Source organism: Paenibacillus sp. EKM10P, from assembly GCF_011800655.1.
Taxonomy (GTDB): Bacteria; Bacillota; Bacilli; order Paenibacillales; family Paenibacillaceae; genus Paenibacillus; species Paenibacillus polymyxa.
Window position 1 is genome coordinate 85,431 of sequence record NZ_JAALET010000016.1, and the last position, 10,649, is coordinate 96,079.

13 protein-coding genes are annotated in these 10,649 nt (G+C 44.8%); 2 read left to right on the plus strand and 11 right to left on the minus strand.

Features of this window, described 5'->3' with window-relative positions:
• The first annotated feature begins 244 nt into the window (after nucleotides 1-244).
• Nucleotides 245-499, plus strand: a complete 255-nt coding sequence (locus HFE01_RS23890) for an AbrB/MazE/SpoVT family DNA-binding domain-containing protein (RefSeq protein WP_007428005.1) — start codon at nucleotides 245-247, stop codon at nucleotides 497-499.
• Nucleotides 500-623: 124 nt separating this feature from the next.
• Here HFE01_RS23890 and rsmI read toward each other — a convergent pair whose 3' ends face one another.
• The 10 genes from rsmI to HFE01_RS23940 all read right to left on the minus strand — a co-directional run bounded on the left by rsmI (nucleotide 624) and on the right by HFE01_RS23940 (nucleotide 8,643).
• Nucleotides 624-1,505: a 16S rRNA (cytidine(1402)-2'-O)-methyltransferase gene (rsmI, locus tag HFE01_RS23895; RefSeq protein ID WP_107735134.1), complete on the minus strand. Its 882-nt coding sequence runs from the start codon at nucleotides 1,503-1,505 to the stop codon at nucleotides 624-626.
• Nucleotides 1,502-2,260, minus strand: coding sequence for a tRNA1(Val) (adenine(37)-N6)-methyltransferase (locus tag HFE01_RS23900; RefSeq protein ID WP_016818928.1), 759 nt, complete (start codon nucleotides 2,258-2,260; stop codon nucleotides 1,502-1,504). Before HFE01_RS23900 ends, rsmI begins: the two co-directional genes overlap by 4 nt.
• Before the next feature lie 88 nt (nucleotides 2,261-2,348).
• On the minus strand, nucleotides 2,349-2,723 hold the full coding sequence (yabA, locus tag HFE01_RS23905) for a DNA replication initiation control protein YabA (protein ID WP_016818929.1): 375 nt from the start codon (nucleotides 2,721-2,723) through the stop codon (nucleotides 2,349-2,351).
• A gap of 27 nt (nucleotides 2,724-2,750) precedes the next feature.
• Complete coding sequence (locus HFE01_RS23910) at nucleotides 2,751-3,551, minus strand: PSP1 domain-containing protein (RefSeq protein WP_013368662.1); 801 nt, start codon at nucleotides 3,549-3,551, stop codon at nucleotides 2,751-2,753.
• Between the two features lie 138 nt (nucleotides 3,552-3,689).
• Complete coding sequence (holB, locus tag HFE01_RS23915; RefSeq protein WP_016818930.1) at nucleotides 3,690-4,685, minus strand: DNA polymerase III subunit delta'; 996 nt, start codon at nucleotides 4,683-4,685, stop codon at nucleotides 3,690-3,692.
• Nucleotides 4,686-4,933: 248 nt separating this feature from the next.
• On the minus strand, nucleotides 4,934-5,377 hold the full coding sequence (locus tag HFE01_RS23920) for a YaaR family protein (RefSeq protein ID WP_013368659.1): 444 nt from the start codon (nucleotides 5,375-5,377) through the stop codon (nucleotides 4,934-4,936).
• A 197-nt stretch (nucleotides 5,378-5,574) separates the two neighbouring features.
• Complete coding sequence (locus HFE01_RS23925; protein WP_007427998.1) at nucleotides 5,575-5,904, minus strand: cyclic-di-AMP receptor; 330 nt, start codon at nucleotides 5,902-5,904, stop codon at nucleotides 5,575-5,577.
• A 74-nt stretch (nucleotides 5,905-5,978) separates the two neighbouring features.
• Nucleotides 5,979-6,626, minus strand: a complete 648-nt coding sequence (tmk, locus tag HFE01_RS23930) for a dTMP kinase (protein ID WP_019685730.1) — start codon at nucleotides 6,624-6,626, stop codon at nucleotides 5,979-5,981.
• 103 nt (nucleotides 6,627-6,729) lie between these two features.
• Nucleotides 6,730-8,313 (minus strand): aminotransferase class I/II-fold pyridoxal phosphate-dependent enzyme, encoded by a 1,584-nt coding sequence (locus tag HFE01_RS23935; RefSeq protein ID WP_107735135.1) that lies wholly within the window; start codon nucleotides 8,311-8,313, stop codon nucleotides 6,730-6,732.
• A 144-nt stretch (nucleotides 8,314-8,457) separates the two neighbouring features.
• Complete coding sequence (locus HFE01_RS23940) at nucleotides 8,458-8,643, minus strand: sigma factor G inhibitor Gin (RefSeq protein WP_016818933.1); 186 nt, start codon at nucleotides 8,641-8,643, stop codon at nucleotides 8,458-8,460.
• Between the two features lie 400 nt (nucleotides 8,644-9,043).
• On the opposite strand from HFE01_RS23940, the gene HFE01_RS23945 reads away from it, so the two are divergent.
• Nucleotides 9,044-9,571: a hypothetical protein gene (locus HFE01_RS23945; RefSeq protein WP_016818935.1), complete on the plus strand. Its 528-nt coding sequence runs from the start codon at nucleotides 9,044-9,046 to the stop codon at nucleotides 9,569-9,571.
• A 372-nt stretch (nucleotides 9,572-9,943) separates the two neighbouring features.
• Here the strand turns inward: HFE01_RS23945 and HFE01_RS23950 are convergent, their stop codons facing one another.
• Entirely contained in the window at nucleotides 9,944-10,363 is a 420-nt protein-coding gene (locus tag HFE01_RS23950) for a hypothetical protein (protein WP_013368653.1), read from the minus strand.
• Nucleotides 10,364-10,649 lie beyond the last annotated feature (286 nt).

The following is a 10,649-nucleotide window of genomic DNA, read 5'->3' on the forward strand; positions in this document are numbered from 1 at the left end:
ATTTTGTCGAATTATCACTTTTCGACATTTCCAAATCTACAATAAGGCAAATCATCCGTAAAATAAGGTAAGGTACATGGATAAAGCTCTTTGTTCTAAATACTTTTGCATAATTAGGCTGTTACTACTTTTTTTAGGTTGACTGTTTTGGGAATCGTTGGTATAGTAAATATCAGAAAAGAGAAAATTTTGTCGAATCATGACACTTATATTATTTTAAACGGCGAGAGGAGCCTGATTTATTATGATGAAATCCACTGGTATTGTAAGAAAAGTTGACGAGCTCGGACGTGTTGTTATTCCAATCGAATTGCGCCGTACCCTGGGAATCGGAGAGAAAGACGCTTTGGAAATTTACGTTGATGGCGAGCGCATCATGCTTAAAAAATACGAGCCTGCTTGTATCTTCTGTGGCAATGCTGAGAACGTAATTTACTTCAAAGGGAAAATTGTTTGCCAAGATTGCATTTCTGAAATCCCAACACCTGTGACAAACTGAGAATTTTAGTATATAATAGACTTATCAGAGATTGTTAATTCTAACCTTTTTCATATATACTCCTTGTTGCCTTCCACGGTTTGAACCCAACCGTTGGAAGGCCCTTTTTTGTTTAGACACGTATTCATAAGAGTGCGTTGTACACGTCCCTCTTGGAAATTGAACGGTCTGTGGCTGTACGTTTCATGGCATCCTTGCGAGTAAGCCCCTCTGACTCGTAATGCGCGACGTGAGACTCCAAAGATAAGTCCTGCCACCATGCCTGACGCTCCTGTTCCTCTTCCTCTTCGTTTTTCCCCTCAACGACCAGACAATATTCACCAATCGGTGGGTTCTCCTCTAGTTTTGCAAGACATTGCTCCACTGTTCCACGCACCCATTCCTCATGCAGCTTGGTCAGTTCACGGGCAAGTACTACGTTGCGTGATCCTAATGTTTCCTTTATTACTGTCAATGTCTTTACAATACGGTGGGGCGACTCATAAAAAAGAATCGTGCCATGGGATACCTGAAATGATTGTAACAACTTCTCTAGATCCTTTTTCTCCCTTGGTGGAAATCCAGCGAAGGTAAACCTCTCTGTATCCAGTCCTGAGGCAATTAAAGCGGATAGTGCAGCATTTGCCCCTGGGATAGGAATAACACTGATTTCTGCTTTAAGTGCCAGCTTGACCAGATCCGAACCAGGATCAGAAATGGCCGGTAGACCTGCATCGCTAACCAGTGCCAAATTTTTTCCTTCTATTATATAACGTATCAGCTCAGGCCCACTGGCAGCTTTATTATGTTCATGATAACTGAAGAGCATTTCCGGCGTGATGTCGAAATGTGTGAGCAATTTGCGTGTTTGCCTCGTATCCTCAGCAGCGATAATATTGCATGACTTTAGGGTGTTAATTGCCCTAAAGGTCATATCGTCCAGATTGCCAATCGGGGTAGCAACGAGATATAACTTTCCCCGTTCCTCTTCACGGTTACTAAAGCTTTTTTGTACAGCTGCTGTCACACTGAATCCCCCTTGCTTACTTCTCCATAGATTTCCCTTATTTCCTGAGTATAGTTCCCATCTTCCTGATATACAATGAGTGGGGGTAATAGACGAACTTCCGGTTTGCCGTCACGCATTGCTTCAACAAGTACCATATTTGCTTCCATATGAATCCGTGGGTGAACAAAACGTATCCGCTTGGGTTCCAGGCTATAACTGCGCATCAAGGATATAATCTCACCCAGGCGCTGTGGGCGATGAACCATCGATACTTTCCCCCCATTTCGGACAAGCCGAGAACATGCCTGGATGACTTCTTCCAGTGTACAGTTCACTTCATGACGAGCAATGGCCTGGTGAGGATTCAGCTTGATATCGCTACCATTTAGCGGCATATAGGGAGGATTCACGGTAATCGCATCATACACGCCATGTCCCGTGATTTGAACCAGCTCACGCAAGTCTCCTTCCCGAATCTCAATTGCAGATTCTAATCCATTCAAACTGACAGACCGTCTAGCCATATCTGCCAGGCGTGGTTGAATCTCAATTCCTTCAATAGATGCTTTGGTGCGTGTCGTCAACAGTATGGGAACAACCCCATTGCCCGTACACAAATCGAGAATCTTCCCACGCTGAAGCGGAATACCAGCAAACCGTGCCAGCAAGACCGCATCCATCGAAAAGCTGAACACTTCATCACTCTGAATAATACGCAGATTATGTGAAAGCAGATCATCAATTCGTTCAGACTTCTTTTCATTTTCGTACATAATGCTCTCCTATCCTATAACCTAAATCGCTTTTTACTCATACTTCCTTACAAAAAAGCCGTAGGCATCTTGCTCCTACGGCTTGTTTTTATTTATTCAAAAATGACAGACAGAAGAGGCAATCGCCTTCTGTTCGCAAATGTCCGTAATACACGTTGCATATATGAAATCCTTCATGATACAGCCTTGCCAGATTGTCGTAGCCTTCGCCCACGACCTCACCCGTCTCCTCTTCATTCTTAACGACGATCGGAGGAGGAAGCTTCGGCTTGCTTGCCGTCTTTTCTTCTCCAGAGGTTTCACGTTTGAGCATCTTGCGCACCTGTTCGTTTTCAATCGTTAGTCGTTGATTTTCCTCCAGCAGCTCTTTTACTGCCAGTTTCAATTCACCCAGATCGCTATGCAACTGTCCCATTTGGGTTTCCATTTCGTGAATACGCGCAAAAACATTTAATTTATCCAAGTTTCCACCCCGAAGCAACCTAATGGTTTACTTGACGACTACATCGTCCATTGGAAGTTCCTTGACCTTACTGATCTCAAACAGTTGAACATGTACCGTACGATGGCCTGCATTGACACCTACCACTTTTCCTTCTCCCAGAGAGGTGATAACCATCTTACCTACCTGAGGCAGCTCTTCCCGCATGCTCTCGTAGTTATCATGTTCAAATTTGAGACAGCACATCAATCTTCCGCACAACCCGGAAATTTTCGTCGGATTCAGCGACAAGCTCTGATCCTTGGCCATCTTAATAGATACCGGGTCAAAATCCCCCAGCCATGAGGAACAACACAGAATACGTCCGCAAGGTCCGATTCCACCAAGCATTTTAGCCTCATCCCGTACTCCGATCTGCCGCAGCTCAATTCGTGTACGAAAAATGCTGGCCAAATCCTTTACAAGCTCTCGAAAATCAACCCGACCCTCAGCCGTAAAATAAAAAATGATCTTATTGCGGTCAAATGTAAATTCCACATCTACCAGCTTCATTTTAAGGTTATGGTCTTTAATTTTATTTAAACACGTACCGAATGCATCCTTGGCCGCCAATTTATTCTCTTCTACAACAAGAGCGTCATCATCTCCGGCAATACGAATGACTTTTTTTAAGGGTAGGACAACATCCGAATCATTTACTTCTTTTTTGCCCACCACAACCTTGCCATATTCAATACCGCGAGCGGTCTCTACTATGACGCAGTTTTCTTTCTCCACTGGAAGGTCCAGCGGATCAAAATAATAAGTCTTGCCCGCCTTCTTGAAACGGACACCCACTACACTATACAAAAATTAACCCCCTTGTATGCCACTAAACCTCATTTGTAGCCGACATTGTAAGAATGGCCGCAATTGAAGTCTCACTGTCGCACAAACCGGGAACCTGGCGTCGCGGATTGTGCAGAGTGGAACAAGCGCGCCTTCCTGTTAGCCGGTGATAGAACCGCTTGTATCGGACAACCCAATCAGAAGCTGCTCCACGCATAATTGTCCGTTGACGTGAAAACGGAGCTTCTTCCTGCAATTCGCGGCCAAATCCATATAAGAGACCCATTGTTCCGTGCTGCGGGTGATTGCCAATTTGGAGACGGACTCCAAATGATCTATGAAAACAATGCTTTCGTGCCTTCCGTAACGGAAATGAAGCATATCTTTAAACCACAAATGAAACAGATGAAACAGAATATCCAGGTGTTCAGAAAGTCCAGTTTTAAAAATCTTCTGTTGAGCCAGAATAATCGACGAACTCCCCCGGCTCATGGACTCCTTCACTAATTGTAACACTACGTTTCTAATTTCTGCAAACCAATTCTGCTGGAGAATTTCTCTACATGATTCCAGTCCTGAAGCCATATGAACCACTGACCGGACAAGTCCTGCCGTATAGCCTTCCCCAATTAACACCTGCATCATCATTTCCGGCTGTAAAGCGTGGAAAGGCACCTGCTGTGTCCGCGATTGAATCGTAGGCAACAACGCCTGTCCATTCTCTGAAATGAGTATACCGACCACGGGAATCTGAGGCTCCTCCAAAAACTTAAGCAAGCTGTTAGCAGCTTGCACTGTCATGGTATCCGCCTGTCGAATGATATATACCTTCGGGTTGGAGCTTTCAGATTTGTATGAAAATATTCGTTGAAGCCCGCGAATCTGATCAATTTTAACCGTTGCTCCATCAGGCTCCACAATGTGCAAGTCCGGGTGATTCCCGTGCTCTACCTTGCGGCATGACAAGCACTCGCCACATGCATCATCCGTCTGTTTTTCACAGAATAAAGCCTTGGCAAAGGTCTGTGCCATGTTCATCTGTCCGCTTCCCTGCGGTCCGCTAAAAACATAAGCATGGCTGACTGTGTGATTCCGCAATGCACTTTGCAGCATTTTTTTGGCTACATCCTGCCCCAATATATGTTGGAAAGACATATTTCCTCCCTTTCTCCACTGAAAACAACGATGAATCATCAGCAAATCATTGTTTTCCCGGGCGAGTTTGTTGATGTTGTGATGCTCTCACCCTCAAATCATGGTTCTTCAGTATAGCTGTGCCGCTATTCGCATATTACGTTTGCCCACATGTACATAGTCAAAAATAATCTGCCAGCATGATCAGCAAGCAGATTATTTCTTCGTGGCAACAGCCCGTCTATATTCATTTATAACATAAGACTGCATTAAAATGAGAGATTAATCAGCAAGCCTCTAATTTCACCGACTCCTTGCAAAAGCTCAATCTTCCCTTGCTCGGTATCGAGCAGCTCATCTGCCATTTTGAGCAATAGCTCATCCACTTCATCAATCAGCTTATAACGCTTGCTGCGTCCCCGACGATCCCATCCCTTTGTATCCTTCATAGACACGCCCCGCCGAACCGTATCTTCCAAAAACCGTTTAACCAGCATCTTATAAGCCTTCAACTCACGAATCGTCATTGAGCGAGCAAGACGATCTCCCTGCATTTGAATTTCCTTAAAGCGCCGGTTCAATTCCTCCTTCGAAGCCTGCTCCCCATTTTGCTGCATAACATCGGAGAAGCTTTTCGGCTGAATTGGCTTGGCACTCGTTTCATTTGTAGACAATGTACTGTGTAAAGGGCGGTAGCCCGGATTTATTTTCATATAAACCTGCTTTCTCCCCGGATGCTTTCCTTTGCCTCAACGAACAGTTCAATAGAGAACTCGGGAGTCTCTTCGGCTTTCCGGGGGCTGCGCTGTAGCGCTGCCGTTTTAGTGGATCTGCTTCTCATTCTCATCGTATGAGCGAGAAACAGGCATTTCCACTATCATATCGGCAAAATAGGTTCTATTGTGTAGATTCAGAAATGCTCGAAACGGTCTACAGGCATCACGAAAACTGTCGCTCCACCCACCTGCACTTCAACAGGCAACGGCAGATAAGAGTCCGTCGTCCCACTCATAGGGGTGACGGGTGTGACCAGCTGTTCACGTACCTTGCAACTGCTGCGAATGACATTCATCAACGAGTCTACCTGATTGTCATCGACACCAATCATAAATGTCGTATTACCTGCACGCAGAAATCCCCCTGTGCTGGCCAATTTGGTAGCACGGAAATTAGCTTTCACCAGTCCGCTGGATAATCTATTACTGTCCTTATCCTGTACAATCGCAATAATCAGCTTCATCCTGTATTCCTCCTTCAAGTCATATTAGAGACAGCCTTGTCCCTAGCTCAATTTTACCGTATATCCTTCGACAATTATACGCTAAAATTCTGAATAAACCGCTTTTTCAGCAAATCCTTCAATACTTGCTCTACCTGTTCAGGTGCGGGAGAGGCATCCACAATCGTAATTCGTTCCGGAAATTCGCGAGCTAGCTCCAGATAAGCCTCTCGCACCTTATGGTGAAACGATATGCTCTCCATATCTAGGCGATCCATTTCCTCTCCTCGTGACGCATTGATTCTTGCCAATCCCAACTCGGGCTCAATATCCAGATAGAACGTGGCATCCGGCTCCCAATCATCCACCGCAAAGCGATTAATCGAAGCTACCTCTTCAATGCCAATGCCTCTTGCAAACCCTTGATAGACCAGGCTACTGTCCACAAAACGGTCACACAATACGATAGCTCCTTGCTCAATAGCCGGCTTTACCTTCTCCACCAAATGCTGGCGCCGCGCCGCCGCATATAAAAGCGCCTCTGTTCGGGCATCCATACTGGTATGAGCAGGGTCCAGAATAATAGAACGAATCTTTTCAGAAATTTCAATGCCGCCCGGTTCCCTCGTCGTGACGACTGGATAGCCTTCTTCCTCTATATACTTCGCCAGTCGTTGGATCATGGTTGTTTTACCGGAGCCGTCTCCCCCCTCCAGCGTAATAAAAATGCCTTTGCGATTCATGTTATTCCCTGCTTTCCTGCCTGAAAAATAAAAGTCATCCACAGGCTGCGTATGCTTCTTTTATCCAGTCTTCTGTATTTGTTAATTCTCTAGTATCTAATCTTTATTGTAAACGGAATACCCGAATCGTAAGCATACTTTCATCTGCTATCCCTTGCCATTTAGCTCCTAGCTCACGTAGACGAATCATCCGTAGAGCGATCACTTCTGTGATCATTTCCCCTGCATATAGCAGCGGGATACCTGGAGGATACGGGATAATCATTTCAGCAGCTATCCTGCCAGCTGATTCCTCCACAGGCACGATCTCCATCTGATCTGGATTAATCGGTTGAAGCCCAAACTGCACCGGACTGGAGTAAGCCTTCATTCCCTCATTGTTCCACGTGGAAAAATCCAATTCTAGTCTCTGCTGCTCTATCCCCGCTAACTCCGGCTTATCAGTCGTCCACTTAAACCTTATATCATTATTTATATGCACAAGAGCCTGCAACAGGTGACTCGCATCCCTAGCTGTAGAGCCTAACGTAAACAATAAAACCACATGTTTCTCGTCGCTCATCTCTGGGATACAACTGTAAGTCTCCAGCTCACGTTTTAATCCAAAGCCATCTAATACACCCCATGTATCATATAGCACCATTTTAAAAGGATCCTGAGTTGAGTACCCATCGCTTCTCTTCTCGGCCCTTTCCAGAGCCTCAGAGATCCCCTTCTGAGCGCCACACTGTTCACTTGCCTGCTGTGTAGGTTCTACCAAGCGAAAGCGTGGGAGCTGCGCCAGCCCCTTTCTAAAAGCGTCTGCTGCTGCTAGGCCCTCTGTAAAGGCATCCGTGCCATAAGCATCGATATACCATCTTGCCAAATCGAGCGAGGCCATTAATGGATACGAAGGGCTGGAGCTTTGCACCATAGCTAACCGCTGACGGAGCAGTTCCCGATGAATTCTCTGTCCTTGCACATGTAACATGGCTCCCATGGTCATAGCTGGAAGCATCTTATGTGTCGATTGGACAACTATATCAGCACCACAGGAAAGAGCAGAGACTGGCAAACGAGGATGCAGTCCATAATGAGCACCATGTGCCTCATCTACCATCAACGGCACATCGGCTGCATGACAAACTTTAGCTGTAGCAGTCAGATCATGCCCCATCCCATAATAGTTAGGGAGCGTAAGTAATACTCCTTTAGCCAATGGATAGGCCTTGAGAGCAGCCTTTATCGTGTCTGTCGATGGAGCAACCGCCAGCCCGCTTAGTGTATCTATTTCCGGATCTAGAAATACGGCCTTGGCTCCCGATAACATGAGACCGTTCAGAACAGATTTGTGTACATTCCTCTGTACCAGTAGTACATCTCCCGGCTTCGTACATACGGTCAAAATCATGGCCAAATTACCGACCGTGCTGCCTCCAATAAGCCAAAAGCTCTCTTCTGCACCAAAGCACTTCGCAGCCAGCTCCTGACCTTCACGAATCACGTCTTCTGGGTGATGCAAATCATCCAGTCCGGTAATTTCAGTCGCATCAATAGACATCACCTCTTGCAACAGAGATGCCATTTCTTCATACCTATAGACTTGCCCGTTTTTATGACCGGGTACATGAAAAGAAGCGTTTCCCTGAGACCTGTAACGTATTAGAGCTTCCACTAATGGTGCATGAACCGCCTTTTTCCCCATCATTCTGCAATCCTTCCAAACAAAGCTTTATATCTACCCTATTTTATCGTAAAATCAAGCGGAATCCTACTTTTACTCACAGAAAAAAAGGCCCGTATCGACAGACCTTGGAATGCCCATCCTTCAAACGCTAGCTAGCGAAGGATATTATGCATTTTTCTGAACCCAAATTTGCTTTAGTTGATCAATAAAAAAATGATATTTGGCGTCAGTTGCATCCGTGTGCACCATTTCGGCTTCACACGCATCACAGATAAACTCGGAAACGATAAAAATGCCTTCATGTTTGTGTTGTCCGCATATGATGCAGCGGTGGTCACCTTGATCATGCATATCCATCCCACCTTGTTTCTTTTACTATTAGTATGGGTCACTTTCTAGTATTTTAAACCTTTTCATAGCCCAATTCGACGATATACTCTATATATATTCCCCTTGGGCTATTATGGTGTTTGTACCCCGTATGTTTAAAAAAACAGCCGCATATGCCGATATAATAAGAAAAGCTTCTATGTATGGATGCCCTTTCATTGGAGCCTTTGCACACTTCATCAGTGAGAGCTTTTCCTGTAATTATAGAATAGGTTAGCTAACGCTAGATGTCCTTGCTCTATACTATTACAAAAAATTAATTGATGCTTATTAAAGCCGCATGAGCGAAGTACCGTCCCTTTTTCCGGCTGTGGACGGGAAGCCACTTGTGATGCAGTAGATTAATGAAAGGACTGTTGGCATGACAGAGGAAACCGGAACCAAAGCTACCTACTATCACTACAAGCTCATCAAAAAAATCAATATACCACGTCAGCTGATATGGAGTCACCTCACACTGCCTGTTATTATGCTTCTCTTTCTGCTTCTAGCCTTCTCCTGGACTAGTGTATTTTTGTTTGCTCTTGCCCTTTTCCTAACCTTATGGGTACACTTCGTAATCTCGCGATCTGTCCTATACATAGGTGGTGGAACAGCCTTCCGCAAACGCTGGGCGTTCCATCGCAGGTTGCCTTGGCTAGGCTATATGACAGACCAATACATAGGCTATAGGATTTTTCGTCGTGTGCACATACATACACTCTGGATTGGTATCTGCTTTTCAGCCGTATTCATTCTCTGGTCTCCGCCAGCCTTTACCGTATCCTTACTCTTCTGGCACCTATGGCTCATTGCACCGCGTTTATACGTCTTGAGTCGGCTTATAGGCGAAAGAAAAGACGGCATGTTGAAGTTCACCGATGAAGAAGCCTCCTACTATCAACAGTAAATCAATTCACTTCCCATCTGTACAGATCGAAACTTCAATTAATACATCCCCAACGCTTCAGCCTTAAAACAATAAAAAAGAGCAACCCGGGTCGGGTTGCTCTTTTTTTTATAATTTAACAATTATATTCCCTTAGTTCTCTCATTAAATAACTTTACCCACATAGGATTTACCCACATTATCTATGTCATAAAAGTAGTAAACCGATCTATACACAAATATACAAAAGGAAGTCACTTTCTACACAACGGCAGTTTCAAGTGCTTCCCCATCTCATCATTCATCATTATACGCTCAGCAACCAATACGCTATGAGTTAATTATGACCTTACAACACATCTTGTGTTGCATACTTGAGTGAAAATCGCACTCTTAATTAAGGTCTACACTTTTACTCTTCACAGTAGCTTTTCTGTCTTTTGGAACCAATACGGTAAAAGAACCATCATGCACAGACAAATGCACCATGTGTTTATTTTTCTGGAACACCTTTTGATTCGAGGTAGATAAATTCGGTTCCTCAGTCCAGCCCCAGGCTGCAATCTCCTCCAGATAAGGAGCAGGTAGGCTATCGCTTTCCTTCAACGCTGGCAGTGCATAGCGTACATAGTCCATGTCCGAATTGCTGCTGGCCCGATCGGTTTTACTAGCTTCTTTGGGAACTGGAAACGTCTTCTCGTTAGCAGCACCCTCAAACGATGTCCAAGAAGGCTCCTCTTCCACGCACCCGGTAAGAATCGCGACAGCGACACTGAATAGCACCAATAGAGCAAGCCATTTATTTCGCCGCATGATCTTCCCTCCTTACCAGCCTGATTGACTATACAAAATCCTATAATGGAGTTTGCATAATTCTGCAATATAGCAGCGTATGTGTATGGGGTTCAATACCTATATTATACAGGGTTTGCTCTTACATTCCGTAACAAAAATGTTACCTTCCTTTTGTAAGGATATTTCTAAATTACATCTATATGCAAAAAAGAGGACCATAATCTCAATAAGATCATGGTCCTCTTTACTTGTTGCTTGGCAACGTCCTACTCTCCCAGGACCCTGCGGTCCAAGTACCATCGGC